We start from the raw sequence: 26753 nt of genomic DNA on the forward strand, positions 1-26753 counted from the left end.
ACCCTTTAGGGCATATATACTGGTATGAAAACAAAAAGTATTAGCCAAATGCTACAATTCCTGGATCATCAATTGATAAAAGGATGAGTTCGTTTAGGACCACCGGAAAATGAGCCTCGTCTAATTCTGGTGGTTGGGCTTCCCAATTAACAGCTCCCGTTTCGTATTCTACTGACGTAATATCTGGTGGTGCCGAAAAACTCGTACTTCGTATGGTGTAGACCGAATCTCCTGCGACTACAACAGGATAAGTAGTGTTTATTTCAGGGTCCCACGTAGGTGACTTCCGACCTTGGTTAAAATCATATGCTACTAATTCGTCTATCCGAATATAAGCACAGTCGTCATGTATAGTGGGTCGATTCCACGAAGACTGTTCGAATTCAGCAACTGTTTGTAATTCGCCACTTTCCCCATTGATCGAGATAAGCGATTCACGATCAACAGTATACACTAATCCATCAACAAGTGGGAATGTTTTGGTCAGACGATCATCGAACCACTGTTGTGCGTGAAAGATTTCGTGTTCCCAAATCGAATCACCAGTGTCGAGATCATACGCAGCTATCACAAAGTCGTCTTCATCCAGGTCTGGACGAGATCGAACGTAAACACGTTCGTCGTCAACCGCAAGCGACTGAACCGTCTCAGTGACGTCGATCTCGAGTCGTTCCTCACCGGTTTCGTCGAGGACGATGACACGGTCTTCGAGGCCAGCGTAGAGCAGGTCGTCGTAGATCCGGAGTGATTCGACCGATTCGTCGTGGCCGGTGTTCCAGAGAACGTCACCGTCGTCGTGATCGAGCGCTTCGACACCGTCACCGGCGACGAAGACGGCCGCATCCGAGACGGCGGGCGTGCCTCGCTCGCCCGTTTCGTGTTCCCAGACGGTATCGCCGCGTTCGGTGAGATCGAGGGCGGTGTAGAAGCCACTTCCGTGACTGACGTACGCGACGTCGTCGTACACGACTGGTGGACTTACGGTCCCCTCGAGTTCGGCAGTCCAGAGAATTTCGGGTTCGCCGTCGAGGCCGTCGTGGGGGACCGAGAGTCGATTGGCAGCGTTGTAGTGGATCATCGGCCAGCTGCCGTAGTCGCTGTCGTCGTCGGCGACGCCGGGGTCGTCCTCCGGTGGGGATGTGTCGGGGTCGTCCGAACCGCCGGTGCAGCCGGCGAGAGTAGCCATCGCGGCGGTCGATCCGACACACGTCGCGAGCCACTGGCGGCGCGTCTGTCTGCGCTTGGACATGTGGTTGCTTGCTACCTCCTAACCTATAATGAAAATTTCGAAAGTTGTAATACCAAGACTGATTGGGTGAGAGATCACGAATAGGGCAGCGAGACGGCCACTCGAGTCCGTTCGTCGAACTGGCTGTCGGCGACCTCGAGTCATCGGGGTGCAACTGGAACAGTCACCGACGAGGGAGTGAAACACAGCTTGGGCCTAGGAAACAACGCTTTTCCTAAACTCAACTTGTTAATTAGAAACGTAGATTGTATTAGTGAGCACTGTCTGCTGTCGAGCATGAGCGTTCGAACGAGAACCGTTCCCAGCCGAGGGGCACGATGAGTTCGGAATCAGACCGCGACGGCGGTCACTGTTCGACCCCCGACAGCGACGGCGAGGTCGCCGAGGAGATCGCCATCATCGCCTTCAAGCGGAAGATGGACACCGCCGAGGAAATCGTCGAGGGCATCGACGATCGCTACGACTCGGTGGACATCCTCGAGTATCACTCAGACGTCTTCGAGGAGTACTGGGGCGAGTACGACTGTTTCGTCGGGCTGATGGCGAGCGGCATCGCGATGCGAAAGACCGCCCACTTACTCGAGGACAAGTGGGACGACCCGGCGATCGTCGTCATCGACGAAGAACTGACCTGGGCGATCCCGATCACGGGTGGCCACCACGGTGCGAACCAGGTCGCGAAGGATCTCGCGACGATGGGTGCGATCCCGGCGATGACCACCGCGAGCGAGGCGGCGGGTAAGCAGGGCGTCGAGGCCCGCGCGAAGGCGATGGACGCCCACGTCGTCAACGGCGATTCGACCGTGGCGACGAACCTCGCCGTCCTCGACGACGAACTCGGTCCCGTCGCACGACTCGACGGCCCGAAGGCGGTGCTGGTCGGCGACGACGTTACGGTCCTCAAGCGCAACAAGGACGATGGCGTCGTCGTCGGCACCGGAAGTGTCTCCGGGGCGAAGAAAGAGACGTTCCTGGAAGCCTGGGAGACCGCCCTCGAGCGAACGGAGTACGAGATAGCGGACGTCGAGTTCGTCGCGACGGCGACCCGGAAAGAAGACGAGGAGGGGTTGCTCGCCGCGGCCGACGAACTCGGCCTCGGCGTCGTCGCCTTCGAGAAGGGGACGCTGCTCGAGCACGAGGGACCGACCCCCTCGAAGTCGAAGGAACTGATCGGCTGGCCGGGCGTCTCGGAGGCGTCAGCCATCGCCGGTGGCCGTGAGAACGAACTCGTACTCGAGAAGATCGGCTACGAGGACGAGGTAACGGTGGCGATCGGCCGATGAGTTCGGGCAACGAATCTGCCGGCACTCCCGACGAGTACGGCACCCTCTACGTCGTCGGCATCGGCCCCGGCCTGCCCGACCACATGACCAAGCGAGCCAAAGAGGTCATCGAGACGGCCGACTGCGTGATCGCCTCGAATCTTTACCAGTCGTTCCTCCGTGAGGACGGAACGTTGCCACCTGAGGACGAGGTGGATGACGACGGGTTCGTCACTCGAGACGCTGACACCGCAGCGCGAGACGAAGGCGATCGCGAGGACGGCCACGAACAGCAGATCGTCCGGTCGTCGATGGGACGCCAGATCGAACTGGCGAAGGAGGCGTTCAAGCGCGTTCGCGCGGGCGAGGACGTCGCCCACGTTTCGGGTGGCGACCCCTCCGTCTACGGCAAGTCCGACCTCCTCTTTCTGATGGCCGAAGAGGAGGAAGCGACGGACATTCCAATCGAGATCGTCCCCGGCGTGACCGCCGCACTCGGCGGGTCGGCGATGGTCGGTGCACCCCTGTGTAACGACTTCTGTACCGTCTCGCTGTCCGATAAGTGGCGTGGCTGGGACGAGATCGAGGAGAAACTGCGTGCCGCGGCGATTTCCGACTTCGTGATCGTCCTCTACAACTGCTGGCGCAACTACGAGAAGGCCGTCGAGATCGTCCGCGAGGAACGCACCGACGACGCCTACGTGGCGATCGTCAACGACGCGGGCCGGGAAGACGCCGGCCGCAACGGCGAGGGTCACTTCGTCACGACGCTTGGCGACGCTGTGAATCACGACGACAAAGTCTCGGGAATGGGCACCTCGCTCATCATCGGCAACCACGAGACGAAAACCTGGAGCAACGACGATCGAACGTACCTGGTCACCCCGCGTGGCGGGCGTGACGTCGACGATTTCTGATAACCATGACTGACACCAACACCGACTCCGACGAATCGACCTCGAAGTGTGGCGCGAAAACCGACGGCGGCGAGACCTCGAGTTCCGCTTCGGGCTCGAAGTGCGGCGCGTCGAAGAGCGACGACTCGAGCTCGTCCTCGGAATCGAAATGCGGGGCCTCAGGTTCGAGCTCGAGCGACTCGAGCAGTTCGGGATCGAAGTGTGGGGCCTCGAGCAAGAAAGAGAGCACCGAGGAGAAAGTCGGCGCGACCGTCGACGACTTCGACGGCGAGCCCGGCCAGCTGATGGCTGTCGGCCTCGGCCCCGGCCATCCGGAGGGGATGACCCAGCGTGCGAAAGACGCACTGCTCGAGGCCGAGCACATCGTCGGCTACACGACCTACATCGAGCTCCTGCCCGACGAGATCGTCGAGCAGGCCGACGACATCTACGACACGCCGATGTGTGGCGAGGTCTCCCGGACAGAGGAATCGGTCGACCGCACGCTCGCGGGCAACGACGTGGCGATCGTCGGCAGCGGCGACCCGAACGTCTACGCGCTCGCGGGGCTGGCACTCGAGATCCTCGAGTCGAAGGGTGCGACGGCCTCGATGGTCGACTTCGAGGTTATCCCGGGCGTCCCCGCCGCACAGTCGTGTGCGGCCCGTCTGGGTGCCCCCCTCGTGAACGACACCGTCTCAGTCTCGCTGTCCGATCACCTCGTGCCGATGCCCGAGATCGAGTCCCGGCTGCACTCGGTCGCAAAGGAGAGTTTCATCATCACGATCTACAACCCCTGGAGCCGCAAGCGTCGGGAGAACTTCGAGAAGTGCTGTGAGATTCTCCTCACGCACCGCGATCCCGGCACGCCCGTGGGCATCGTTCACGGTGCCGGCCGCGAGGACGAGCAGGTGATGATCACCGAACTCGGCGAACTCGAAGAGCTCGGTGAAAGCGAGATCATCGACATGACGACGACCATCGTCGTCGGCAACGAGGAAACGTACGTCTGGGACGACCGGATGGTCACCCCGCGTGGCTACGAGACGAAATACGACTACTGAGGACCCGACCACGAACCCAACACACCACATGCCAAAATACGAAGTCACCCTCGAGAAGGACGCCTGTGACGGCATCTTCGCCTGCCTGACCCGCGATCCGCGATTCGTCGAGGACGAAGACGGCCTGGCGACGGTCGACCCCGACGCCGACCCGATCTACGACGCGACGGGCGAGGAGACCGTCACGGTCGAAGACGGTCGGGTCGTCGCCACTTTCGACGACGACCGGATCGAGGACACGAAAAAGGCCGCCCAGGCCTGTCCCGTCGACGCGATCGAGGTTCGGGAGGTGGACGAATGAGTCGTGAGGGAGGGGTCGCCCTCGATCCCCCTGCCGACCTGCTTGCCGGCCACCCCGCGACAGCGTACCTCTGGGGCCACGTCGCCGGCAGCGGCGCAGTCACCGCGAAGGGCCTCGAGGTCGTCACGAACGACGAGGAGAGCGCGGCTGTCCTCGCGGCCATCGCAGGCGGCGACTTTGCCGACCTCGCACACGAGACGACCACCCGCGAGTACGCCCACGACACCTCGATCACCCGGACCGAAGAGGAGTACACGGTCTCGATCGACGGCTCGGACCTCTACGGCGCGAGTGGTCCCCTCGGCCTCCCGGTCGACGGCCGCGGGAACTACCGCTTTAGCGCTTTCTCGGCTCACAAGCGTGAACTGCTCCGGGGACTGCTCGAGGGCTGTGGCACGGTTTGTTTCAAGTCCTCGAGTGGCACCGTCGGAATCTCGTTCGTCGCCGACGACCGAGCGTTGCTCGAGGTCATCGACGACCTTCTCGAGAGCTGTCCCGTGGAAGCCCCAACGGGCGAGATAAGCGAGACCTCCTCCGGGGGCTACTGGTTCGGGCTCGAGGATTCGGCCGCCCCCGATTTTGGAACCTGGGTGTACGACGAGAGCGACGAAACGGGACTGTACGCACCGAGTCGCCGACGGAAGCTCCAGCGAAGTCTCGAGCAGGCTGAAAACGTATGAGCACCGAGAACAGCGGACAGGTGGTCGGGGACACACTCGAGGACGACGCCGTCCTCGTCGTCGGCCACGGCTCGCGGCGGGAGAAGTCAAACGAGCAGGTCCGCGAGTTAGCGGCGATGCTCGAGGATCGGGTCGAGGTTCCGGTCGACGTCGCCTACCTCGAACTCGCGGAGCCGTCGATCCCCAAGGCGATCGAGGGGCTCGCGCCGACCTGCGAGCACCTCTCGGTCGTCCCCCTGTCGCTGTTCGGGGCGAGCCACGTCAAAAACGACGTGCCACTGGCGGTCCAGACCGCTCGAGCGAAATACGATGAGCTGGCGCTTCACTGCGGGGCCCACCTGGGCGTCCACCCCGCACTCGTCGAGTTGCTCGACGAACGGGCTCGCGCCGTCGAGGAGGATCTCGGCGTCGACCGCGAGGACGACGACGTCGCGGTCGTCGTCTGTGCCCGGGGCTCGAGCGATCCGGACGCCAACGCCGACGCGCACAAACTCTCCCGGCTGCTCTACGAGGGCCGGGAGTTCTCCCGCGTGGAGACGGCCTTCATCGGGGTCACGGAGCCCCGACTCGAGGACGCCCTTCACACCGTCGCGAAGGGGCGCCCCGACGCGGTGGTCGTCCTGCCGTACATGCTGGGCGACGGCGTGTTGACCCAGCGGATCCGGGACGGGGCGGCAGACTTCGACGCGGAGTACCCCTACGTCGCCGCGGGGGCGGGCGATCCGCTTGGCACGGACGAGCGCATCGTGAAGGTGCTCGCCGATCGTTTCCGGGAGGCTCGCGCCGACGGCGTCGAGATGTCCTGTGACACCTGCAAGTACAAGGTCGAACTCGACGGCTACGAGGACGACCAGGGTGGCGCTCGCGCAATGCTTCGCTCGCTCGTCCACCAGGCCGAACACGCCGACCGCGAGAACGTCGGAGACGACCCACACGTCCACGACGCCCCCGAGAACCACGTCGCCGTCTGCACCAACCAGACCTGTGCGGCCAGTGGCGCGGCGACCGTCCTCGAGCGCCTGCGCCAGGAGGCCCGCGACGCCGAGGAGTGTGACGTCCATATCACCCGGAGCTCCTGTCTCGGCCAGTGTGGCGAGGGGCCGATGGTCGCCGTCTATCCCGACGGGATCTGGTACGGCGGCGTCACCCCCGAGGACACTGAACGCATCGTTTCGTCCCACCTCGAACGGGACCGCATCGTTTCCGATCTGGTCCAGCAGACGCTGTGACCGAGCAGACGACATAACACACTAACAGAACAATGGCTTGCGCAGAACTCGAAGCACTGAGACTCGCACTAATGAACGTCAACGGCACCGTCGACGAACACGTCAAACAACACGCCGAAGCCGAGATCGGCGACGCCTTGGAGGAAAACGGCCCGATCGCAGCGCTGGCGAACGCCGAAACGTTAGACGAGATCCAGCGTCACCTCGACGCGGCGCTGGTCGATCTCGAGGAGAAAGCCTCGGATGCCGACTCAACTGACCCACACGGCGCCTACCTCCGCGGCCGGGTCGTCGCCGTCCGGGATGCCGAACAGCGAATCCGACGGCTCCGCGAACGAACCGACGGCCTCCTCGAGGATCTGGGTGAAACCCACCACACCCTCCACGAGGCGTTCCCGATCGAGGAGTGATGAGCGTGAACGAACCGCCGCGTGCCGACGACAGTGACGACGATGGCGTCCTCGAGGCAGAGACGTGCCTCTCTCTGGGCGACCTCGGCCCGGCCGCGAGCAGACACAACTGGCGTCGCTCGGCGGTCGCCGTCGACGGGGAGACCGTCTTCGCTGGTCTCGCCGGCGGGCGTGTAATCGCCACCGACCTCGCCGAGGGCAAGGCAGAAGAGCGGTGGTCAGTCGAGGGCGACGACGAGCGCTACGTCGTCTCGATGGACGTCGACGACGGCATCCTCGTAACCGGCGAACGCGGTCCCGAGGGACGAATTTGCGTCCTCTCGACCGAGACCGGCGACCTCCTGTGGGAGTACGTCACGGCCGAGGACGTCGGTTCGCCCGCGGACGAGACGTTCTTCGCCCAACCGTTCGTCGTCGACGTGCAGGTTGCCGGCGAAACGATCGTCGCCGCCGCCCGCCGCTACGAACGCGACGGCGACGTCCAGGAGTGGTCGAGCGTCGTCTACGGCTTCGACCGCGAGGGCGACCTCGAGTGGACCTTCGACGTCCGGGCCTCGCCGATCGCTTTCGACGTCGACGACGAACGGGTGGCCGTGGCGTACAACCGCTGTCCCGACAACCACGATCACGACCACGGCCTCGTCGTCCTCGACCTCGAGACCGGCGAGGAAGTGGCGAACTGGGACCCCGGCACGCCGGGCGAGCGTCGCGTCGGCGACGTGGCCTTCACCGAGGCGGGCATCGCTGTCGCCAGCCACGGCGACAAATACGGCTACCACCTCGACGAGAACTGTGGAGAGATCTGGCGCGTCGACCTCGCGAGTGAACGCGACCTCGAGGGCGAGACGGTCTACGCCTACCCGAACCACGCCGTCGCCGCCGACGGCACGGCCGTCTTCGTCACTGGAAACACCTTCGCCGAGGAGACCCGCGATCCCGACGGCCGCCATCCGAACGAACACACCGCAGTTGGGGTCGACCCCGAGTCCGGCGAGGTCTCCTGGTCACACGACGTCCGTGGCTTCGCCCGCTATGTCTTCGCCTCCGGTGAGTTCGTGGCGATCCCCTCCGCACAGAACTTCCGCGAGCGCGACGCCGAGACCCACGCCGTGCATCTACTCGAGGCCCAGTCGGGGCCACTCGAGACCCACCCGATCGAGGGGATCTCGAGTGCCGGCGACCTCGCCGGGGATCGACTCGCCGTGATCGAAGAACCCGTCGAGTACCACGACGAGGGGGTCACTCGAGGGGAGTATCGGCTCCACACGTGGCGACTCGAGCACTGATCGGCGGACGCGAGACCGTCTAGAAGAACTCGATTTTTAGTTATTCGCCGTGTTCGACGGCTGCAGCCGTCTCGGCTACCCGTTCGGCCGACAGCTCCGAAAGCGGGATTCGTCGACCGCCGATCTCGCCCTCGAGGACGCCGATCAGTCCCGTCCGATCGCCATCGTCACTCGCGTCGACGACGACGGTCTCGCAGTCGGCTCGAGCGAGCCGACGGGCCGCCTCCCGCGTTTTTACCGTCGGGCTCCCCTCGGCGACGTTCGCCCGGCCGTCGGTCACGACGACCACGAGGCTCGCGTCGGCGTCGGCTCGCGTGACGATCCGGGTGGCTTCCTCGAGACCTGATGGAAGCGGCGTCCGGTCTCCGGTGGGGAGTTCTTTCAGGTGACGAGCGGCGAGGGTGACGCTGTCGGTCGGCGGCAGGACGACCTCGGCTTGCTCGCCCGCGACGGCCACGAACGCCACCCCGTCGCGTTGCTCGTAGGCGTCCTGGAGCAAGCTCATGACCGTCCCCTTGGCGTCGGCCATCGCCGGACGCATGGAGGCGCTGGCGTCGACGACGAAGACGATCAGCGTGCCCGCTCGAGACCGCCTGACTGACTTGCGCAGGTCACCTTCCTCGACGCGCGTTCGGCCGTCTGCCGCGGCGGCTCGGATCGAGGCGGCCGCGTCGGCGGCCTCGTCTGCGGTTGCGCGTTCGGTCCGAACCCGTGCGCCACGGCCCCGGTCAGATGCCTCGACCCGAGCGCGAGAGCCGTCACTCGAGGCAGCTGTTTCAGCCTCGAGGTCCTCGATGGGTGGGCTTCCCGAATTGCCGATCTCGGCTCGTCGCTGACCCGGGACCAAGGGCGTCGCCTCCTCTTCGTCGTCGCCTTCGCCGGGAGAGTCCTCGTCGTTATCCGGCCCGTCGTCCCCTTCTCCGTCGTCGTCGGCAGGGGATTCGCTCGAGGACCCGCTCGATCCACTGCCCCCGCCCCCGCCACCGCCGGAGCCACTCGAGTCGTCGTCACCGTCGCCGGGATCATCCCCGTCGTCCTCGTCGTCTCCTCGAGTGTCGTCCTCCGTGCGCTCGTCGGTTTCCGCTTCGTCGTCACCATCTGCGTCCGCCGGCTCATCGGCCTCAGCCTCACCGTCGTCGTTTCCCCCCTCGTCCTCCTGATCGTCCTCGTCGTCGAAGTGATCCTCGAGGACGTCCTCCGGATCGGGGGCGTCCTCGAACGGGCGGCTCTGCATCCGGTGGGGAAGTGCCAGCCGGGCGGCCTCCTCGACGTCGGGCTGGATCACCTTCCCTCGGCCGTCGAGGGCGGCAAGCGTCCGGGCGGTGCGGGCGATGGCGATGTCGGCGCGGTGGCCGTCGACGCCCGCCTCGAGACAGAGCTCGGCGATGTCGCGTTTGAAATCGGCGGGGAGAGAAACGTCCTCGAGGAGTGTCCGGGCCTCGAGCAATTCCTCGGCGAGGGCGGCGGTCTCCTCGTCGTACTCCCCGACGAACGTCTCCGGGTCCTCGTTTCGCTCGAGGGCGCGGTCGATGACCTCGATCCGATCCTCGAGGTCGCGACAGCCGACGACGGTTGCCTGGAGGGCGAAGCGGTCCCGAAGCTGTGGGCGCAGGTCTCCCTCTTCGGGGTTCATCGTTCCGACGAGGGTGAACTCGGCGGGGTGGGAGACACTCACGCCGTCGCGTTCGACGCGGTTGACCCCGCTCGCGGCCGCATCGAGGATGACGTCCACGAGGTGATCTTCGAGCAGATTGACCTCGTCGACGTAGAGGATGCCCCGGTTGGCGCGGGCGAGCAGGCCGGGGTCGAACTCGGCCTCGCCCTCCAGCGCGTCAGCCACCGAGAGGGTCCCGACGACGCGTTCGCGGGTCGCCCCGAGCGGAAGCGTCACCAGCGGGACGGGACGGGTCTCGACCTCGAGATCCGCGGGATCACGCGATCGGCAGGACTCACACTGGCCGGCCGGATCGTCGGGCGGACAGCCGTAGGGGCAGTCCGCGACGGCTTCCTGTTCGGGCAGTAGGTCCACGAGTCCACGGACGGCCGTCGATTTGGCGGTCCCTTTCTCCCCCTGGACGAGCAGCCCGTCGAGCGCGTCGTTGGCCGCGACGGCCAACAGCGCCCGCTTCAGTTCCTCCTGTCCGACGATCGCCGGAAACGGCGTTCGGTGACGCTCCATGTCGATGTGAAACCTTATTTGTAGTACCGAAATAATGCTTTACTATCGATGCCGACGATCGGGCTATACACTGCGACGGAAAACGAGTTGGGCGCGCTACAGGAGGCTGCGACCCGACTCGAGGGAATCGACCTGGTGGTTCGCTCCGAGAGCGACCTCGAAGACGAAGCCGAACTCGAGGCCTACCTCGACGCACTCGAGTCGGTCGACGCCGCGGTCTTCTGGCTCCACGGGGCTGAAGACAGCATGCCGGGCTACGACCTGGCGACCGACCGCCTCGAGGAGGCTGGCGTCCCGCTGGTCGTGAAAGCGACGGGTGACGCGTACGCACTCGAGGACACGACGGTTTCCGAGGACGACCGCGAGCAGGTCTACGAGTACTTAGAGCGGGGTGGCGTGGTCAACCTCGAGCACTGCTGTCGCTATCTCGCCGGCGAGTACGGCGAGTACGACGGCGAGGTCGACGACCCCGTCGAACTGCCGACGGAGGGCGTCTACCACCCTGACTACCCCGCCGTCGAGTACGAGGAGTTACTCGAGACCCACGATTCCGACAAACCGACGGTGGGCGTCTGGTTCTACGAGTCCCACTGGACCCACGCCAACACCCGCTACGTGGACGCGCTCGTCCGCGCACTCGAGGAAAAGGGCGTGAACGTCCTGCCCGCCTTCTGTAATCCCGCGACCGACGAGAAGGGTCAAGAGAACGCCGAGTGGGTCGCCAAGAACTGGTTCAGCGACGAGGACGGACCGATCGTCGATGCTGTCGTCAGCTCCTTTATGTTCTCGCTGGGGATGAGCGAGCGCGGTCGGTCGGCGAGCGACGAGGGAGGAACGGAGGACATCTTCTTAGAGGAACTGGGCGTTCCCGTCCTGCAGGCGATCACGACGATGCGCTCGCGGTCGCGCTACGAGGCGAGTGACACGGGCGTGATGGGCTTCGAACTCGCCCTCTCGGTGGCGCTGCCGGAGTTCGACGGCAACGTCATCACCCATCCGATCAGCGGGAAAGAGCGCATGGACGACGAGGCCGGCGTCGGCAGCGTGCCCAAACAGCACTTCCCGATCGAAGATCGGGTCGAGCACGTCGCCTCCCTGGCGGTCAACTGGGCACAGCTTCGACACACCCCGAACGAGGACAAGAAGGTCGCCGTCGTCCTCCACAACTACCCGCCGAGTGACGACGGCATCGGGACCGCGTTCGGACTGGACAGCCCCGAGAGCACGATCAACTTACTGGAAGAACTCGAGGCCCGCGGCTACGATCTCGAGGACCGCCCCGACGACGGCCAGGCGTTGATCGAGGAGCTGACCTCCCAGCTCACCCTCGAGGACCGCTGGGTCGCCCCCGAGGACGTCCGCGAGCTGAGCGTCGACGTCGTCTCCCCCGACCAGTACGCCGAGTGGTTCGCCGACGCCGACGAGCGTTTCCAGGAACACATTATCGAGGAGTGGGGCGAGCCACCGGAACGACCGTTCGCCATCCCCGGCATGGAGTGTGGCAACGTTCTCGTGACCGTTCAGCCCCCGCGTGGCTTCGGGATGGACCCCTCGAAGGTCTACCACGACTCAGATCTGCAGCCCCCACACGACTACTACGCCTTCTACGCCTGGCTGCGCGAGCACTACGAGGCCGACGCCGTCGTCCACCTGGGCACCCACGGCAGCCTCGAGTGGCTTCCCGGAAAGACCGTCGGGCTCAACGGCGAGAGCGCCCCCGACGCCCTGGTCTCCGACCTGCCGAACGTCTACCCCTACATCGTCAACAACCCCGGCGAGGGGACCCAGGCCAAACGGCGATCCTACGCCGCCATCGTCGACTACCTCACACCCGTCATGCGGGCGGCAGGGACCTACGACGACCTGGCCGAACTCGAGGAACTGGCGAGTGAGTACCGCCAGGCCGGGATGGAAGACGCCCGAAGCGACGATGGTGAGCACCTCGAGGCCCTCCTCCGGGAGAAAGTCGAAGAACTGGACCTCGCGGTGGAACTCGGCATCGCTGGTACCATAGACGAGAAGGCAGACGTCCGCGGACCCGACGAGGCCGGCTCGAGTCTGGCAGAGGGAGACGTCGAAGGTGACGAGGTCGACATCGACGAACTCGTCGAGCGCATCCACGAGTACCTCACCGACGTCAAGACAACCCAAATCCGGATGGGCTTACACACGATGAGCGAGCCGCCGGAGGGTGAGCGACTGGTCGAGTACCTCGTCGCGCTCACGCGCCTCGAGAATCCCGGCGCGCCGAGTCTCCGTGAGAGTGTGGCGGGCGCACTCGGCGTCGACTACGAGACCATGCTCTCCTCGCCGGGAACCTACGACGAGGATCTCGGCATGACCTACGCCGAGGCCGCCGATATCGTCTACGAGCAAAGCGTCGAACTGATCGAGACGCTCGCCGAACACGACTTCGACGTTCCCGTCTCCGAGTTGGAGGGGGGCCCCGACGATGAAGTGAACATCAACCTGCTCATCGTCGACCTCGAGACCATCGGCGACGCGAAGGCCAAACCGGGCGCACACGACGACCTGCGGAAGGCGCTGGCGTTCATCTGTGAGGAAGCTCAGCCCCGCGTCCAGGGAGCCGCCGAGGAAATCCCACAGACTGCGGACGCCCTCGAGGGCGAGTACGTCCCGCCAGGAGGGTCGGGCGCACCGACCCGCGGCGGCGTCGACCTGCTGCCGACCGCGCGGAACTTCTACACGCTCGACCCCCGCAAGGTGCCGGCGAAAGCCGCCTGGCAAGTTGGAAAAGAGGTGGCAGAGGGCGTCCTCGAGCGCCACTACAACGAGAACGACGAATATCCAGAAGAGATCGGCGTCGTCGCCTGGGGAACCCCCACGATCCGCACCCGTGGAGAGACCATTGCTCAGGTACTCGCAATGATGGGCGTCGAGCCGGTCTGGACCGACGCGGGCCGGATCGACGACGTCGAGCCGATCCCACTCGAGGAACTCGACCGACCGCGGATCGACGTGACGACCCGGGTTTCGGGACTGTTCCGGGACGCCTTCCCCGCCGCGGCTGGGGTTATCCACGACGCCGTCGACGCGGTGGTCGACCTCGACGAGCCCCACGAGATGAACTACGTCAAGAAACACGTCGAGGAAGAGGCGGCCGAACTCGAAGAGGAGGAAGACCTCGAGGGCGACGAGGCCCGCGACGCCGTCATGGACCGGGTCTTCACGACGAAACCCGGCGGCTACGGAGCCGGGACGAACAAGGCCATCGACGAAGGTAACTGGGACGATCGGTCGGATCTCGCGAGCGTCTACGTCCAGTGGGGCGGCTACGCGATGGGCTCGCGCGGCCGGGTCTCTGATGCCCACGATTCGTTCGAGCGGCGACTTTCGAGCGTCGACGCCACGGTCAAGCTCGAGGACACGATGGAACAGGACGAGTTCGACTCCTCGGACTGGTACGCCTTCCACGGCGGCTTCATTTCGGCTGTGTCGGAAGTTTCGGGCGAAGAGCCGGCGTCGTACGTCGGCGACTCGAGCGATCCCGACAACGTGGACGTCTACACCAACGAGGAGAAAGTCCGCAAGTCGATGCGCGCTCGCGTGCTCAACCCCGACTGGCTCGAGTCGATGGAAGAACACGGCTACAAGGCCGCGGGCGACCTCTCGACGACGGTCGACGTCACGCTGGGCTGGGACGCCACGACGGGCGTCATCAGCGACCGTCTCTGGGAGGACGTCGCCGAGGCCTACGCCTTCGACGAGGATCGCCAGGAATGGATGAAAGACGTCAATCCGTGGGCCCTCGAGTCCATCACGGCGACGTTACTCGAGGCCATCGACCGGGATCTCTGGGACGCGAACGAAGAGATCGAGGACAGACTCCGGGACATCAACCTCTCCGTGGAGGGTGACCTGGAAGCACGAACGACAAACGAAGTTGCAGGAGTGACTAACGATGACTGAAACCGACGGTGAATACGAGAATGAGTACGCGGATCTGGGCGCAACGACACAGGAGGCGATGGACATCGCCGAGACGAGCATGGACATCGTCCGGCAGTTCGTCCCCGACGAGACGCTCGCAGACCGGATCCGGCAGAAATCGGTCCACTCGATGGGCGACATCGAGTTCCAGCACCTGATCCGCTTTACCGGCGGGGACGACCTCGGAGACGACGAGGACGCTCCCGTCCGCGCGGGTGCAAGAGCCATCCTCGAGGGAGCGAACATCGTCACGGACATCACAATGGCCCAGGCAGGCATCACCGGCCGCGGCCACGACTGTGAGAAGCACAAGGCGATCGGCCACGGGGCCGAGCTCGCGAAAGAGACGGGGATGACCCGGACCGCCTCGGGGGTGTTCGAGCTCGACAAGGAAGGCGTCTACGACGGCTCGATCGCGACGGTGGGCAACGCCCCGACGGCCGCCTTCGCACTCGCGGACTGCATCGAGAACGGCACCCGTCCGGCCGTGATCGTCGCGACCCCCGTTGGCTTCGTCAAGGCCGAGGAGAGCCGCCAGCGGATTCGTGAGGTCAGTGAGGAGTACGGTGTTCCGGCGATTACGAACGTCGGCCGGCGCGGTGGTAGCGGCCTCGCAGCCGCGCTGACGAACGAACTGATCCACGTCGCGAAAGACGTCCGGACGGACGAACTCGACCTCGAGTTGACGGCTGAGGTGCGGGCGAGCGAGGATGTGGAGGAAGCGCGATGAGCGGTGAGTACGACCTCGAGTCAGGCCCCGACCCGGCGACGTTCGCTGCTGCGGCGGCGGAGCCGGATATCGACGAAGCGACGGACGATCCCGTCTACGCCGTGGGCGTCGGACCGGGCAACCTCGAGTACCTGACCCCACGTGGCGAGCGCGCCATCCGCGAGGCGGACGTCGTCGTCGGCTTTACGACCGTCGTCGAGTTCGTTTCCGAGTGTACCGACGCCGACCTGATGACCTGTGGTTATAAAGACGAGGCCGAGGCCCTCGAGGAGTTCGCCGAACGGGTCGCTGCCGGCGAGTCGGGCACTGCCGTCGCGATGGGCGACCCCAACCACTCGGGCTATCAGTTCGTCGGGAAGGTCCAGGACGCCGTCGAACGCGAGGATCCCGACGTTCCGGTACGGATGATCCCCGGCATCTCCTCGATTCAACTCGCGGCGAGTCGCGCCCGCACACCCAAGGAGGATTCGGAGTTCGTCACCCTCCACAAGCGTGGCGACGTCTCCAGTGATATGGATCGTCTCGCCGAAGCCGTCGGCCAGCGCCACCTGCTCGTGCTCCCCCGGCCCTACGACATCATGCCCGGGGACATCGCCGAGTTCCTGCTCGAGGCCGGCGCGGACCCGGACCTCGAGGCGCTGGTACTCGAGAAACTGACCCACGACGACGAACAGATCCACCGCTCTACGCTCGGGGAGCTCTCCGAGCACGCAGGTGGCGACGGAAAGGACGACACGCCCTTTTCTGACCTGGTCGTGCTCGCGGTTCGCCGGGAGGTCGCGATCGAATGACCGGAGCAGGTGGCCCGCCGGGGTTCGTCCTCGGTGGCGTCAGCTCCGGCGTCGGCAAGACCGTCACGACGCTGGCGATCGTGCGGGCACTCGAGGACGCGGGCCACTCCGTCCAGCCCGCAAAGGCCGGGCCGGACTTCATCGATCCGAGCCACCACGAGGCGATCGCCGGCCGGCCCTCTCGTACCCTCGACCTGTGGCTCTGTGGTGAGGAGGGCGTCCGGCGCAACTACGCCCGCGGCGAGGGCGACGTCTGTGTCGTCGAGGGCGTGATGGGACTGTACGACGGCGACGGCTCGAGTACGGCGATGGTCGCCGAGGCCCTCGGTCTCCCGGTCGTCCTCGTCGTCGACGCGAAAGCCGGCATGGAGAGCGTGGCAGCGACTGCACTCGGCTTTCAGGCCTACGCCGAGGAGATCGGCCGTAACGTCGAGGTCGCCGGCATCGTCGCCCAGCGCGCCCACGGTGGCCGACACGAGGAGGGGATCCGCGACGCCCTGCCCGACGACCTCGAGTACTTCGGCCGAATTCCACCGAAACCGGACCTCGAGATCCCCGACCGTCACCTCGGCTTGCACATGGGCGAGGAGGCCGCGCTTCCCGAGGAGGCACTGGCGGAGGCCGCCGAGACGCTCGAGGCAGAGCGCCTGGCCGGCGTGGCGAGCGAGCCGCCAGCGCCAGCCGCGAGCCCCGAACCCGGTCCCGCCGTCGACGCTCGAGTCGCTGTCGCCGACGACGCAGCCTTCTGTTTCCGGTATTCGGCGACCCTCGAGCGATTCCGCGAACGGGCGGAGCTGGTCACGTTCTCGCCGCTCGCGGGCGACCCCGTCCCCGACTGTGACGGTATCTACCTTCCGGGTGGCTATCCGGAACTGCACGCCGCGAAGTTGGAGTCGGCCGGCACACTCGAGGAACTCGGCCAGCGAGCGAGCGAGGGGCTTCCGGTCCTCGGGGAGTGTGGTGGCCTGATGGCGATGTCCCAGACGCTCACGACCGCAGAGGGGGGCACCCACACGATGGCTTCGATTTTGCCCGCCGACGTGACCATGCACGACCGCTATCAGGCACTCGATCACGTCGAACTCGAGGCCGTGGACGGAACGCTGACCGCCGACGTGGGCGAGCGACTTCGGGGTCACGAGTTTCACTACTCGAGTGCCGACGTCGACGGCGACGCCCGTTTCGGCTTCGAGACCGTCCGCGGGAAGGGGATCGACGGCGACCACGACGGGCTGACCGAGTACGACTCGCTCGGAACGTACGTCCACGTCCACGCCGAGAGCGGGGCGTTCGATCGGTTCCTCGAGGGACTGTAACGACGAGACGAAGACGACCACCTACCAACGATGACTATGACCGACGACACCGACCCGAAAGACCCGATCGAACGAACGCCCGGTAAAGGACGGACCCCCGTTGCCAGGGAGATCGAACCCGACGCCCCCGACGAGTTCGGGCAGACCCAGGTCTGGTGGGGCGACGGCAAGGGGAAAACGACCGCCGCACTCGGGATGGCCATCCGTGCGGCCGGCCACGGCTACCGCGTCCACCTCCTGCAGTTCATGAAAGGCGGGGCCTCGAGCGTCGAGGACGTCCGTGGAGAGTACAATGCAATCGCAAAAATACCGGGACTGAGCTACGAGAACACTGGCAACTACGGCTGGCACAGATTTGTAGATGGCTCCGACGACGACGAACACGAAGCGAAAGCGAAAGGCGGCCTCGAGCGCGCCCGCGAGATCGTCGACGGCGCGAGAGAGGTCGATCTCACGGCGCCACTGGACCTCGAAGCCGACCCCGAGGAGGGCGCCCACATGCTGATCCTCGATGAGATCCTCTATGCAGCCAACCGCGAGCTGATCGACCCCGAGGACGTCCTCGAGCTCGTTCGTGAGAAACCGGAGGGCCTCGAACTGGTGCTCACCGGCGGACACGAGCGACCAGCGTACGTCCTCGAAGACGCCGATCTGGTGACGAACGTCCGCAAGGAGAAACACCCGATCGACGCCGGGCAACGGGCACGAAAGGGAACCGAGTACTGATCGGGTATCGTTCGGCCGGACGCCAGCTGGTCGTTCGTCACGACGGACTGCTGAATCGACCGGACGGCCGGGTAACAAACGTGTCGAGCTGACGCGCTCGGTGCGTCGGAACGTCGCTACTCTTCGGCTCGAGCCAGTGCTGTCTCGAGCGCCTCGAGGACCTCCGTCGGGTGTTCGGCGTGGGGAAGCAGCGTCGCGTAGTCGACGACGAGCAGCTCGAGGTCGGCAGCTTCGGCGAGTTCCCGTCCTTTTCGAAGCGGTACGAGTTCGGCGTCACGGCCCCAGACGAGCGTCACCGGGATCTCGAGGGCGGCGAGCTCTGTCGCGAGGTCGAAGTCCGGATCGAGCAGCCCGGAGGCGAACGAGGCGGGGGCGAAACGAGCGCCGGACTGGTGGGCGCTGCGCCAGGCGTAGTCGACCTCCGCGTCGTCGACGTTCGAGCCGTCGTAGTAGCCGTCACGGGCGAGGAAGCGTCGGATCGACGGACCGCTCGAGAGCAGGTTGAACAGCGTCTGGCCGACGACGGGTGTCCGGACGAGCGTTCGCAACCAGGGTCGGTCGTCGGCCGTCTCGGCAGTCGGACAGATCAGGACGAGTGCGGCGACGTCGGTGTCGTGGGCTGCGGCGGTCGCGAACGACGCCGAGAGCGAGGAGGCGACGACGATCGGTTCGTCGGTCACGTCCGCGGCGAATTCGCTGACGAACTCCTCGTAGAGGTCGGCGGAGTAGACCAGCGGTGGGCGATCCGACCGGCCGAACCCGGGCAGATCGACTGCGATCACGTGATAGTTCTCGGCGAGGGCGGCGAAGATCGGCTCGAACTCGTAGCTGCTCGCCGCCGCGTTGACGCCGTGGCACAGGAGCACGTCGGGGTCATCCGGGTCGCCAGCCGCCGTGTACGCGACGTTCATTCCACGCCATCGATAGGTTCGCTCGACGCCCGGGAGTGGGTTTTCCAGGTCGCCAGCGCGTCGCCGCAGGACGCGGTCGCCGACGACGGCTGCACCGACTGCACCGACTGCGAGACCGAAGGCCGTTCGGAGCTTCATACCCCCGATTCGACGGCGATGGCTTTAGTCCTGCGGATGGCGACAGATCGACCCCGCCGAGGCGTTCACGCGCCGGTGGCGGCTACCGTGAGGTCCGCTCGAGCGGGCCGGACTCGAGGTCGCCGAGACACTCCTCGACGGGCTCGAGCGCCCGATTCGCGATGGTGTACGGGTCGGTCTCGCCCTGCCGGACGGCCTCTGCGAGTTCGGCGACGCCGCCGGCGTGCTCGAGTTCGTCCTCGAGGAGGGCGTGGACGTCCTCGCGCAACAGGGTACGAATCTCCTCGGCGTAGCGCAGCCGCGTCCGTTCGGCGAGCCGTCCCGTCTCCTCGAGGAACGACCGGTGGGTGGCGAGTTCGCCGATGAGCGTCTCGATTCCGTCGCCTTTCGTCGCGACCGTCTCGACGACCGGCGGCGTCCACGTCCCGTCGTCCGCGTCTTCGGCCGCGTCCTCATCGCCCCACGAGTGGTCGGCCATCGCGTCGGCGCCGTGGTGGCCGACGTCGACGATGCCGGTCCCCTCGCCGAGTTCGATCATCTCTAGCAGCTCCTGAACCGTCCGATCCGTACCGGGTCGGTCAGCCTTGTTGACGACGAAGACGTCGGCGATCTCGAGGATGCCCGCCTTGAGCGTCTGGATCGAGTCGCCCGAACCGGGCGGGACGAGGACGGCGACGGTGTCGGCCGTGCGAACGATGTCGATCTCGTTCTGGCCAGCGCCGACGGTCTCGATGATGATCTTGTCCTTCCCGAAGGCGTCCATCGCTTTCACGGCGTCGGCGGTCGCCGTCGATAGCCCCCCGAGGGTGCCGCGGGCGCTCATCGACCGCACGAAGACGTCCATGTCGCCGATCGTCGAGGCCATCCGAATGCGGTCGCCGAGAACCGCCCCACCGGTGAACGGCGACGAGGGGTCGATAGCGATGACACCGACCGTCTCGCCGCGCTCGCGGTAGGTTTCGGCGAGCTTGTCGACGAGTGTCGATTTCCCCGCCCCCGGACTACCGGTGATCCCGATGACGTCTGCCTCGCCGGTGTGTGCGTAGAGTTCGGAGACGAGGTCGCGATAACCCGGCGAACGGTTCTCGATCTTTGAGATCACTCGCGCCAGCGCCCGGTGGTTCCCCTCGAGGAGGTCCTCGAGGAGTGCTTCGTCGTCGGCGTTCATCGCTCGGGGACGTTCTCCCGGACGAACTCGATGGTCTCCTCGATCGACGTTCCGGGGCCGAAGACGGCGGCGACGCCCTCTTCTTTGAGTCCCTCCTTGTCCTCGTCGGGGATGACGCCGCCGACGAGCACCAGTGTGTCTTCGGCTGCGCCGTACTCCTCGAGTCCCTCCATCACCTTGGGGACGAGGGTGTTGTGCGCGCCAGAGAGGATCGAGATGCCGAGGACGTCGACGTCCTCCTGGACCGTCGCCTGGACGATGTCCTCCGGGGCCTTGTGCAGCCCGGAGTAGATGACCTCGAAGCCGGCGTCTCGAAACGCGCGTGCGATGACGTGGGCTCCGCGGTCGTGGCCGTCGAGGCCGACCTTGGCGACGAGACACCGGATGGACCGTTGCTCCTGTTCGCTGCTCATGTCACACCCTTTCGTGGCCGGTCGTTTGACTTTAACGGAAGTTTCTGAACCTGCCGAAACGGCCGAGTCGGCACTCGAGGAGTGATCGACGGGCCACCAACTCGACGACGAAACGCCGACGTCCCGGGCGGCGTGCGTCGGCCCAGGAGATGATCCAGCTCCTAACGCCACTCGATCAGGGACAATCATTACAGTTACGAGGGTAGAATAGTCACCGATGGCCGACGGACGAAACCACGGCGGGTCGAGCACGGCGGTCGACGCAATCGACGACGACCTCTTCGTCGCCCTCCGGAATCGTCACCGACGGTACGCGCTCTACTTCCTCCTCGAGCACGAGTCCGTCTCGACTACGGAACTCGCCGACGTGATCGCCGGCTGGACGCACCTCGAGGCAGGAATCGCGACCCGCGAAGACCGAGACGAACTCCACGCGGCCCTCGTTCACCAGCACCTCCCGCTCCTCGAGGACGTGGGCCTGATCGACCGGGACGGGGAGTTCGTCACGCGTGCGAACTGGACGGACCCGGTCCCGTCGTTCGTTCGACGCGGACTCGAGTGGGAAACCAGCACGCATGGCTCCTGAATCTCTCGAACCGGACGACCGACGACCGTCGAGCCCGCGAACTCGCCAGTTCGCCACCTTCCGATGACGTTCGAACAGTTCCGCGCCACGGTCGAGACGAGGCGCAAGCGGCTCACGGTCTACTCGAGCGACGACCCCGACGTCGAGGCGTACTTCGACGGCCGGAACGTGGCGGTCGAAACCCGATCGCTTCCGGGCGACGTCGACGGGTTCGTCGTCGTCCACGACCACGAGGGATTCGTCGGCGCCATCGCGATCGAGACGCTCCGCGAGCTCCTCGAGCCGCCGGTTCCACGACCCTGGGACCCGGCGATTCTCTCCGAGGGCTATCGAACGCTGTTCGAGATCCTCGAGAACTCTGTGTTCGTCTCGCTCGACCGCAGCCAGCTCCTGTCGGCCTCGCGTGAGATCGAGAACCGCGCGTGGCGCGTCGGTCGAGGGACGCTCCTGGTTGGGTTTCAGCGGCCAGCGGCGTTCGAGAAGCAACGCCCGATCTACGACGCACTCGTCGACGACACCGCCCTCGAAGTCCACGTCTACGTCCGTGACGACAGCACCGTCCCGGAGCGCTCAGACGTCGCCGTCCACCTCGAGGACGACGGCGAGATCGGAGACTACTGGTTCCTCGCGTTCGACGGCGACGGCGACGACGACCAGAAGTGTGCCCTGCTGGCCGAGGAGCGGTCGCAGGGGGAGTACGACGGCTTCTGGACGTACGACCCCGAACTGGTGGACGACCTCTCGGCGTACGTTCGGCGGACGTACGGTTGATCCTGCTCGCGTTCAGCGCGGATGGGAGCGTCAGCAGTAAGACCGTCAGTCTATCCGGTATCTGCCAGGGGTTACATGCTGCATGTAGGGCAGGCACACGCCATTTGACATAAACAGCTATTTGCCGTTTGGGTGCTGAAGAGCAATAATGCGCCGCCGACAAATGATGGTTCTTCTGGGTTGTAGTTCTGGCCTCTCTGGCTGCCTCAGTTGGCAGGACGAGCCAGAAGCGTTTGTGGATAATATCACTCTTCAAAACACATCAGATGAGCCTGTTGATCTGGAACTCTCAATCAGCGAGACGGGGTCAGATGTATTCACCGAAACCGTTTCCCTCTCGGAAAGATATGGTGAGAAAACAAATGTTGCCATATGGGAACCGGTTACCGATCCCGGCAGATACACAATTCGTGTAACTAATGACGATAGAACTGTTGAAATCAATACTATCGGAGAGATCTCTAGAGACCAACCACGCGTATTTGCAATTATAAGGTGGTCAGGTGGAAGCGGTTTTGTCACTGATGTTTATTCAAGCGAAGAAAAACATACTTCGTCTACAAAATAATAGATGTCGGGGGTGATTATGGCCGGTCAGTCCGCGCTGTGTATCCAGCAGACTCTGGATGAACTTCCTGATGACTGTTAGAACCGACGTGACCGATTCAGAGGAGGAATGCCGCTTATCCGCTACGGTCTCAACGGAAGACTCGTTCTTCCGTTAGAGCGCATTACTTCTCTGTTGCGGTCGGGCCACACCAACAACCGCTCACGAAGCAACTCGCCGTCGGCTGTCTCCGGATCGTATCCGCTAATCTTGGCGGTGAGCGTCAAGACAATCCAGCCGCCGTACCCGAGAACGACAGTCACACCGGTCAGTACGACGATCGAAACGATCACCCTCACAAGACGCTTTCTGAATCGCACCTCTGAAGTACCCGATCCGTCTCCGGTTGTCATGCCTCTAACTATTCTGAGTACTGTCAAAAATATAGTGCTATTTCTCTTGCTGCTACAGTAGTGCACTCGCGCCCCGTAGTCATCCTCCGCCCCCCTTCGAGCAGCCACGGGTTCGCTCACTCCTCGAGCGCGTCGGCCATCCGCCCGGAGAAGTCCCAGCCGTAGACCGTCTCGAGGTCGATCGTGATCGTCACCTCCTCGCGGTCGTCGGCGAGGAGTCGACGGGCGAACGGCGTCTCGGTCGATTCGAGGTAGCGCTCGAGCAACTCCCGCAGGACGACCTTCTCGGGATCTGGCTCGACAGTGGTCGTTCCGTTGCCGCGGACGCCCCGGTAGGGCGGATCGTTCGTCGACACCTCGAACGCGACGGCGGGATCGTGCTCGAGGAACGTGACGACGTCGGCGTCGGCGCCAGTGGCACACTGGAGCGTCCCGTCGCGGTAGCGAAACCACAGCGAGAGCATCCAGAGCGAGCCGTCGGGCCGGTGGCAAGCCAGTCGCAGCGGGACCGCCGTCGACTCGAGGAACGATTCGACCGTCGACCGGGAGAGTGGGCCGCGGAGTTGCACGGGTTCACTGTCGCTCCGAGCCGTGATAACACTCTTCGTGTACGCGTCGACGAAGCCGTCACTCCTCGAGCGGTTCGGATGCGCCGCGGTCCCGGAGGTCGACTGTCACGGCGAAGACGAGTCCGAGGACGATCCCGAAGACGAAGTGGCCGAGCATGCTCTCGACGACGAGCGTCGGGAAGCCGCCGGCGGCCGCCGCGCCGAAGACCTCGACCCAGAGCGGGAGGATCGTCACCGGGAGGATCGCCCAGATCGCCAGCCCGTAGACGAAGCCGGCGGCGACGAGGCGAACCCAGTTCCCGCGGCCGGCGATGGCGTCGGTCTCGACGTCCGTTCTGAGGATGCCGAGGATGGGTCTGCGGGTGACCAGAAATCCGAAGAGCATGCCGAGGACCGCCCCGTGGACGAGGTGGATGAGCCAGCCGGTGATCCCCGTGGCCTCGATGCCGTAGATGCCGGGGATGGCGACCTCGACGAACTCTGGGTCGAACAGCCAGAGCAGGAGGCCGAACGCGGCGGCGCCGATCACCCCGCCCAGTGCGCCGCCGATCGGCCAGCCGTAGCGACTCTCGATTCCGAACCCCGTCGTCTGCTCTGTATCGGACTCGGCGCTCATGTGCTCGCCCTAGGACGAAGCGATGCAAAAGCGTTGGACCGGCACACCCCGGGTCGACGACGTGACCGCTTCGCGGGATCGCGAACGGATCGGACGGGGACAGGCCGACGACCGTGAACGTTTACGGCGCCCCCGGCCGAACGACGCCCGTGGAGCACGAGATACTGGGCTGGCCGCCGGACGGACCGAAGCTCCGGCTCGATCACGAGCGCTTTAGCTACGCCGGCAAATTCGTGATGACGACCACCGGGAAAGCCGTTACCCGCGAGGACGGCGACGTCGTCGCTGCGGTCGCGTTCAACGAGGATCGAACCGACGAGACGACCCTCTGGCTCCGGTACGTCACCGTCGACCGCGACCGCCGCGGCGAAGGACTCGGCCCGGCGCTGCTGCGGTACGTCCGCGACCGCGCACTCGAGCGCGGCTACGAGCGTCTCCGAATCGCCGTCAACAACCCCTACGCCTACGAGGCCCTCCACCGGTCCGGGTTCGCCTACACCGGAGAGACGACGGGCATCGCCGAACTCGTCCTCGAGTACGACGCCGACGGTGGCGACCGGGAGCCGTCGCCGACGGCGAGCGAGCGCTACCGCGCTGGGCTCGAGGAATTCCGCGGCCGGGATCTTACCGAAGCCGAACGGCAATTCCTCGAGCAGCGACTCGAGCGTGGGCCACCGGAACCGACGGAATCCGGGGGCTAGCGCCGCGTCAGTCGACACTGCCACTCAGACGTATGGCAATCCTTTTCCGGCGGGCGGCTGAAGTCGGAGTCATGACCGACGAAAACGACACCGGTGCGGACGAGGGGTCGAACGACGACGAGGAGAAGTCCTTCCGCGAGCGCGTCGAGGAGATCCGCGAGAAGCGCGCCGAGGAGGGCGACGACCGACCCGACGATCCGTTCGGCGGTGGCGGTGGTCCCGGCATGGGCGGCATGGGTGGCGGGAACCCCTTCGCGCAGATGATGGGCGGCATGATGGGTGGCGGCCCCGGCGGCGCAGCAGGACAGGAAGTCGGCAACGAGGAACTCGTCCGCGAGGTCCGACAGCTCCGCGACGAGGTCCGCGACGCCAACCGCGCCCTCCAGCGAATCGCCGACGCGCTCGAGGACGACTGATCGCCACTCGAGTCGCTCCCAGCGAGGAGAGCGCACGGCTCGTTTCCGACCGACCGCCGTTTTCGACGCGTCAATCCGTGAGAGCGACCGCATCGAGTGCAGATCGATGGCGGCCGTCCGCTGACCACAGACCCTCGTGTTCGAGTGCAATCGGTGCGACTCCCACCGCTTCCGGACAGTCACGAAATCGTGTATTAATAGTCTCGCATGTACACCCGATCGGTGATAGATTCGGACTCGGTACCGTCGATCAGGTACGATGGTGGGGCCGAACACTCCCACGGCGGACGACGGTCGAGCACGCGAGGTGGCCGACCAGTGAACGGACTGGACGACGAACGCGTGTACCGGGGATCGAACGGCCGGTACTACACCGGCTGGCAGGTCGAGCGACGGCTCCACACCGGGGCGTGGCGGCCGTGCATTCGTGAGACGACGACCGATCGCCGCCTCGTGGGGGTCGACGACGAGCTGGTGTTGCTCGAGCCGACGGGTTTCAACGACCTCCCAGACTGGATCCGGATCCGGCTCGACCGGGCGGGACCCCGCGCCGTCGACGTGCGGCGAACGGTCCCGTAGGCCGACGCCGATAACGGCTGCGCATGTGAAGACGAACGTACTGGAGCGACGCCTCGGAAGGAGGACGCGTGAACCGACGGACGTTCCTCGGCGCAGTCGGCGCAGTCGGCTCGCTGAGCGCGCTCGCGTACGCGACTCGAGCCCCCGTCGACGAGCTCGAGGTTCGATTCTGGCTCTCCGAGCGCGCCGCCGAGTACGACGTCGTCGAACGAATCGAAGCGTATCTCGCGTTTGCCCTCGACGTCGAGCGCTGGTCAGTCGACGTCTCCTACGGCGGTGTCGTCCCCGTCGAGATCGAACACGGCGCGTCGGTGACGATCCGTGGCGAGTGGCCCGCGCGGGTCGCTGCGGGAGCGACTGGGCTGGGAGGCGTCGACCCCGCCTCGGACGTCAATCTCCTCGTTACCGACGGCGACGTGCGCGACGCGCCGACGGGCTTCGGAATCCCTCACGTCGCGTCGGTCGGCGGCGCGCGATTTCTCGAGACGGTGTCGTTCCCGGACGGCCGTCCCGACCCGGTCCCGTACTCGAGGGCCGACCGGGTCATGCAGGTGCTCGTCCACGAGGTCGGCCACGCCCTGGGGTTGCGTCATGGACACGGGAGCGCCTACGAGCACGGCGACGCGGTCGTCGCGACGCCGATGCTCAGCGCGTACGCCTGGGACTCCGGCTACGACCATTGGTCGTGCTGTGGCGCGGTCCTGCCCGAGACGGCAGGCCGCGGCCGGAAGCTCACCTTCACGTTCTCCGACTGTGCGCACCGCGAACTCGAGGCGTACAGAGGTGGAATTACACCGTGACTTGAGGTCGCGTAGGATTTCGCTGCACAACGATCGAATCCGCGTACGTTCTCCG

General features: G+C 65.3%; 28 protein-coding genes. 20 read left to right on the plus strand and 8 right to left on the minus strand.

The window, feature by feature from the left end; all coding sequences use genetic code 11:
- Positions 1-40: 40 nt before the first annotated feature.
- Positions 41-1186: an outer membrane protein assembly factor BamB family protein gene (locus NMQ09_RS13160; protein WP_255191041.1), complete on the minus strand. Its 1146-nt coding sequence runs from the start codon at positions 1184-1186 to the stop codon at positions 41-43.
- Between the two features lie 380 nt (positions 1187-1566).
- On the opposite strand from NMQ09_RS13160, the gene cbiG reads away from it, so the two are divergent.
- Genes cbiG through NMQ09_RS13200 form a run of 8 tightly spaced genes read left to right on the plus strand, consistent with a single transcriptional unit; the run spans position 1567 to position 8377 of the window.
- Positions 1567-2532 carry a cobalt-precorrin 5A hydrolase gene (gene cbiG / locus NMQ09_RS13165; protein ID WP_255191042.1) on the plus strand — a complete coding sequence of 322 codons (966 nt, stop codon included), beginning with the start codon at positions 1567-1569 and terminating at the stop codon, positions 2530-2532.
- Positions 2529-3428 carry a precorrin-3B C(17)-methyltransferase gene (locus tag NMQ09_RS13170; RefSeq protein WP_255191043.1) on the plus strand — a complete coding sequence of 300 codons (900 nt, stop codon included), beginning with the start codon at positions 2529-2531 and terminating at the stop codon, positions 3426-3428. The genes cbiG and NMQ09_RS13170 overlap by 4 nt, the downstream gene beginning before the upstream one ends.
- Positions 3429-3433: 5 nt before the next feature.
- Positions 3434-4471, plus strand: a complete 1038-nt coding sequence (cobJ, locus tag NMQ09_RS13175; protein ID WP_255191044.1) for a precorrin-3B C(17)-methyltransferase — start codon at positions 3434-3436, stop codon at positions 4469-4471.
- A 28-nt stretch (positions 4472-4499) separates the two neighbouring features.
- The gene (locus tag NMQ09_RS13180; protein WP_255191045.1) at positions 4500-4772 is read left to right on the plus strand and encodes a ferredoxin; all 273 of its coding nucleotides are present in this window, start codon (positions 4500-4502) and stop codon (positions 4770-4772) included.
- A complete protein-coding gene (locus NMQ09_RS13185; protein ID WP_255191046.1) occupies positions 4769-5452 on the plus strand; it encodes a cobalamin biosynthesis protein in 684 nt (227 codons plus the stop codon). The genes NMQ09_RS13180 and NMQ09_RS13185 overlap by 4 nt, the downstream gene beginning before the upstream one ends.
- Positions 5449-6681, plus strand: coding sequence for a CbiX/SirB N-terminal domain-containing protein (locus NMQ09_RS13190; RefSeq protein ID WP_255191047.1), 1233 nt, complete (start codon positions 5449-5451; stop codon positions 6679-6681). The genes NMQ09_RS13185 and NMQ09_RS13190 overlap by 4 nt, the downstream gene beginning before the upstream one ends.
- 32 nt (positions 6682-6713) lie before the next feature.
- Positions 6714-7091: a DUF3209 family protein gene (locus NMQ09_RS13195; RefSeq protein ID WP_255191048.1), complete on the plus strand. Its 378-nt coding sequence runs from the start codon at positions 6714-6716 to the stop codon at positions 7089-7091.
- On the plus strand, positions 7091-8377 hold the full coding sequence (locus NMQ09_RS13200; RefSeq protein WP_255191049.1) for an outer membrane protein assembly factor BamB family protein: 1287 nt from the start codon (positions 7091-7093) through the stop codon (positions 8375-8377). Before NMQ09_RS13195 ends, NMQ09_RS13200 begins: the two co-directional genes overlap by 1 nt.
- A 40-nt stretch (positions 8378-8417) precedes the next feature.
- Here the strand turns inward: NMQ09_RS13200 and NMQ09_RS13205 are convergent, their stop codons facing one another.
- On the minus strand, positions 8418-10556 hold the full coding sequence (locus tag NMQ09_RS13205) for an ATP-binding protein (protein ID WP_255191050.1): 2139 nt from the start codon (positions 10554-10556) through the stop codon (positions 8418-8420).
- 48 nt (positions 10557-10604) lie between these two features.
- On the opposite strand from NMQ09_RS13205, the gene cobN reads away from it, so the two are divergent.
- Genes cobN through NMQ09_RS13230 form a run of 5 tightly spaced genes read left to right on the plus strand, consistent with a single transcriptional unit; the run spans position 10605 to position 18070 of the window.
- Positions 10605-14486 carry a cobaltochelatase subunit CobN gene (gene cobN / locus NMQ09_RS13210; RefSeq protein ID WP_255191051.1) on the plus strand — a complete coding sequence of 1294 codons (3882 nt, stop codon included), beginning with the start codon at positions 10605-10607 and terminating at the stop codon, positions 14484-14486.
- Positions 14479-15237 carry a precorrin-8X methylmutase gene (locus NMQ09_RS13215; RefSeq protein ID WP_255191052.1) on the plus strand — a complete coding sequence of 253 codons (759 nt, stop codon included), beginning with the start codon at positions 14479-14481 and terminating at the stop codon, positions 15235-15237. The genes cobN and NMQ09_RS13215 overlap by 8 nt, the downstream gene beginning before the upstream one ends.
- The gene (locus NMQ09_RS13220) at positions 15234-16028 is read left to right on the plus strand and encodes a cobalt-precorrin-7 (C(5))-methyltransferase (protein ID WP_255191053.1); all 795 of its coding nucleotides are present in this window, start codon (positions 15234-15236) and stop codon (positions 16026-16028) included. The genes NMQ09_RS13215 and NMQ09_RS13220 overlap by 4 nt, the downstream gene beginning before the upstream one ends.
- On the plus strand, positions 16025-17344 hold the full coding sequence (locus tag NMQ09_RS13225) for a cobyrinic acid a,c-diamide synthase (protein WP_255191054.1): 1320 nt from the start codon (positions 16025-16027) through the stop codon (positions 17342-17344). Before NMQ09_RS13220 ends, NMQ09_RS13225 begins: the two co-directional genes overlap by 4 nt.
- A gap of 36 nt (positions 17345-17380) precedes the next feature.
- The gene (locus NMQ09_RS13230; protein WP_255191055.1) at positions 17381-18070 is read left to right on the plus strand and encodes a cob(I)yrinic acid a,c-diamide adenosyltransferase; all 690 of its coding nucleotides are present in this window, start codon (positions 17381-17383) and stop codon (positions 18068-18070) included.
- A 116-nt stretch (positions 18071-18186) separates the two neighbouring features.
- Here the strand turns inward: NMQ09_RS13230 and NMQ09_RS13235 are convergent, their stop codons facing one another.
- The 3 genes from NMQ09_RS13235 to NMQ09_RS13245 all read right to left on the minus strand — a co-directional run bounded on the left by NMQ09_RS13235 (position 18187) and on the right by NMQ09_RS13245 (position 20700).
- Complete coding sequence (locus NMQ09_RS13235) at positions 18187-19119, minus strand: alpha/beta fold hydrolase (RefSeq protein ID WP_255191056.1); 933 nt, start codon at positions 19117-19119, stop codon at positions 18187-18189.
- A gap of 82 nt (positions 19120-19201) precedes the next feature.
- Positions 19202-20287 carry a methylmalonyl Co-A mutase-associated GTPase MeaB gene (gene meaB / locus NMQ09_RS13240; protein WP_255191057.1) on the minus strand — a complete coding sequence of 362 codons (1086 nt, stop codon included), beginning with the start codon at positions 20285-20287 and terminating at the stop codon, positions 19202-19204.
- Complete coding sequence (locus NMQ09_RS13245; RefSeq protein WP_255191058.1) at positions 20284-20700, minus strand: cobalamin B12-binding domain-containing protein; 417 nt, start codon at positions 20698-20700, stop codon at positions 20284-20286. Before NMQ09_RS13245 ends, meaB begins: the two co-directional genes overlap by 4 nt.
- Positions 20701-20917: 217 nt before the next feature.
- On the opposite strand from NMQ09_RS13245, the gene NMQ09_RS13250 reads away from it, so the two are divergent.
- From NMQ09_RS13250 to NMQ09_RS13260, 3 genes are all read left to right on the plus strand, one after another.
- On the plus strand, positions 20918-21286 hold the full coding sequence (locus tag NMQ09_RS13250; protein WP_255191059.1) for a DUF7344 domain-containing protein: 369 nt from the start codon (positions 20918-20920) through the stop codon (positions 21284-21286).
- 63 nt (positions 21287-21349) lie between these two features.
- Entirely contained in the window at positions 21350-22057 is a 708-nt protein-coding gene (locus NMQ09_RS13255) for a DICT sensory domain-containing protein (RefSeq protein ID WP_255191060.1), read from the plus strand.
- Positions 22058-22205: 148 nt separating this feature from the next.
- The gene (locus tag NMQ09_RS13260; protein WP_255191061.1) at positions 22206-22625 is read left to right on the plus strand and encodes a hypothetical protein; all 420 of its coding nucleotides are present in this window, start codon (positions 22206-22208) and stop codon (positions 22623-22625) included.
- Between the two features lie 122 nt (positions 22626-22747).
- Here NMQ09_RS13260 and NMQ09_RS13265 read toward each other — a convergent pair whose 3' ends face one another.
- From NMQ09_RS13265 to NMQ09_RS13275, 3 genes are all read right to left on the minus strand, one after another.
- Positions 22748-23017, minus strand: a complete 270-nt coding sequence (locus NMQ09_RS13265) for a hypothetical protein (RefSeq protein ID WP_255191062.1) — start codon at positions 23015-23017, stop codon at positions 22748-22750.
- Positions 23018-23133: 116 nt separating this feature from the next.
- The gene (locus NMQ09_RS13270; protein ID WP_255191063.1) at positions 23134-23586 is read right to left on the minus strand and encodes a pyridoxamine 5'-phosphate oxidase family protein; all 453 of its coding nucleotides are present in this window, start codon (positions 23584-23586) and stop codon (positions 23134-23136) included.
- Positions 23587-23644: 58 nt separating this feature from the next.
- Positions 23645-24202: a hypothetical protein gene (locus tag NMQ09_RS13275; RefSeq protein WP_255191064.1), complete on the minus strand. Its 558-nt coding sequence runs from the start codon at positions 24200-24202 to the stop codon at positions 23645-23647.
- Between the two features lie 149 nt (positions 24203-24351).
- Here NMQ09_RS13275 and NMQ09_RS13280 point away from each other — a divergent pair, with 149 nt between their 5' ends.
- The 4 genes from NMQ09_RS13280 to NMQ09_RS13295 all read left to right on the plus strand — a co-directional run bounded on the left by NMQ09_RS13280 (position 24352) and on the right by NMQ09_RS13295 (position 26698).
- Positions 24352-24903 carry a GNAT family N-acetyltransferase gene (locus tag NMQ09_RS13280; RefSeq protein ID WP_255191065.1) on the plus strand — a complete coding sequence of 184 codons (552 nt, stop codon included), beginning with the start codon at positions 24352-24354 and terminating at the stop codon, positions 24901-24903.
- A gap of 32 nt (positions 24904-24935) precedes the next feature.
- On the plus strand, positions 24936-25319 hold the full coding sequence (locus tag NMQ09_RS13285; RefSeq protein WP_255191066.1) for a hypothetical protein: 384 nt from the start codon (positions 24936-24938) through the stop codon (positions 25317-25319).
- Positions 25320-25637: 318 nt separating this feature from the next.
- Complete coding sequence (locus NMQ09_RS13290; RefSeq protein WP_255191067.1) at positions 25638-25898, plus strand: hypothetical protein; 261 nt, start codon at positions 25638-25640, stop codon at positions 25896-25898.
- A 68-nt stretch (positions 25899-25966) separates the two neighbouring features.
- Entirely contained in the window at positions 25967-26698 is a 732-nt protein-coding gene (locus NMQ09_RS13295) for a zinc metalloprotease (RefSeq protein WP_255191068.1), read from the plus strand.
- Positions 26699-26753: the final 55 nt, after the last annotated feature.

The sequence above is a fragment of the Natronobeatus ordinarius genome (assembly GCF_024362485.1).
Taxonomy (GTDB): domain Archaea; phylum Halobacteriota; class Halobacteria; order Halobacteriales; family Natrialbaceae; genus Natronobeatus; species Natronobeatus ordinarius.

Excerpts from the sequence above, each read along its gene's own strand:
- NMQ09_RS13220 (WP_255191053.1), top strand. The coding sequence starts at position 15,234 with ATGAGCGGTGAGTACGACCTCGAGTCAGGCCCCGACCCGGCGACGTTC.
- NMQ09_RS13215 (WP_255191052.1), top strand. The coding sequence starts at position 14,479 with ATGACTGAAACCGACGGTGAATACGAGAATGAGTACGCGGATCTGGGC.
- meaB (WP_255191057.1), bottom strand. The coding sequence starts at position 20,287 with ATGAACGCCGACGACGAAGCACTCCTCGAGGACCTCCTCGAGGGGAAC.
- NMQ09_RS13250 (WP_255191059.1), top strand. The coding sequence starts at position 20,918 with ATGGCCGACGGACGAAACCACGGCGGGTCGAGCACGGCGGTCGACGCA.
- NMQ09_RS13225 (WP_255191054.1), top strand. The coding sequence starts at position 16,025 with ATGACCGGAGCAGGTGGCCCGCCGGGGTTCGTCCTCGGTGGCGTCAGC.
- NMQ09_RS13185 (WP_255191046.1), top strand. The coding sequence starts at position 4,769 with ATGAGTCGTGAGGGAGGGGTCGCCCTCGATCCCCCTGCCGACCTGCTT.
- NMQ09_RS13235 (WP_255191056.1), bottom strand. The coding sequence starts at position 19,119 with ATGAAGCTCCGAACGGCCTTCGGTCTCGCAGTCGGTGCAGTCGGTGCA.
- NMQ09_RS13260 (WP_255191061.1), top strand. The coding sequence starts at position 22,206 with ATGCGCCGCCGACAAATGATGGTTCTTCTGGGTTGTAGTTCTGGCCTC.
- cobJ (WP_255191044.1), top strand. The coding sequence starts at position 3,434 with ATGACTGACACCAACACCGACTCCGACGAATCGACCTCGAAGTGTGGC.
- NMQ09_RS13245 (WP_255191058.1), bottom strand. The coding sequence starts at position 20,700 with ATGAGCAGCGAACAGGAGCAACGGTCCATCCGGTGTCTCGTCGCCAAG.
- NMQ09_RS13285 (WP_255191066.1), top strand. The coding sequence starts at position 24,936 with ATGGCAATCCTTTTCCGGCGGGCGGCTGAAGTCGGAGTCATGACCGAC.
- NMQ09_RS13265 (WP_255191062.1), bottom strand. The coding sequence starts at position 23,017 with ATGACAACCGGAGACGGATCGGGTACTTCAGAGGTGCGATTCAGAAAG.
- NMQ09_RS13170 (WP_255191043.1), top strand. The coding sequence starts at position 2,529 with ATGAGTTCGGGCAACGAATCTGCCGGCACTCCCGACGAGTACGGCACC.
- NMQ09_RS13180 (WP_255191045.1), top strand. The coding sequence starts at position 4,500 with ATGCCAAAATACGAAGTCACCCTCGAGAAGGACGCCTGTGACGGCATC.
- NMQ09_RS13195 (WP_255191048.1), top strand. The coding sequence starts at position 6,714 with ATGGCTTGCGCAGAACTCGAAGCACTGAGACTCGCACTAATGAACGTC.
- cbiG (WP_255191042.1), top strand. The coding sequence starts at position 1,567 with ATGAGTTCGGAATCAGACCGCGACGGCGGTCACTGTTCGACCCCCGAC.
- NMQ09_RS13230 (WP_255191055.1), top strand. The coding sequence starts at position 17,381 with ATGACCGACGACACCGACCCGAAAGACCCGATCGAACGAACGCCCGGT.
- NMQ09_RS13275 (WP_255191064.1), bottom strand. The coding sequence starts at position 24,202 with ATGAGCGCCGAGTCCGATACAGAGCAGACGACGGGGTTCGGAATCGAG.
- NMQ09_RS13200 (WP_255191049.1), top strand. The coding sequence starts at position 7,091 with ATGAGCGTGAACGAACCGCCGCGTGCCGACGACAGTGACGACGATGGC.
- NMQ09_RS13255 (WP_255191060.1), top strand. The coding sequence starts at position 21,350 with ATGACGTTCGAACAGTTCCGCGCCACGGTCGAGACGAGGCGCAAGCGG.
- cobN (WP_255191051.1), top strand. The coding sequence starts at position 10,605 with ATGCCGACGATCGGGCTATACACTGCGACGGAAAACGAGTTGGGCGCG.
- NMQ09_RS13190 (WP_255191047.1), top strand. The coding sequence starts at position 5,449 with ATGAGCACCGAGAACAGCGGACAGGTGGTCGGGGACACACTCGAGGAC.
- NMQ09_RS13205 (WP_255191050.1), bottom strand. The coding sequence starts at position 10,556 with ATGGAGCGTCACCGAACGCCGTTTCCGGCGATCGTCGGACAGGAGGAA.
- NMQ09_RS13160 (WP_255191041.1), bottom strand. The coding sequence starts at position 1,186 with ATGGCTACTCTCGCCGGCTGCACCGGCGGTTCGGACGACCCCGACACA.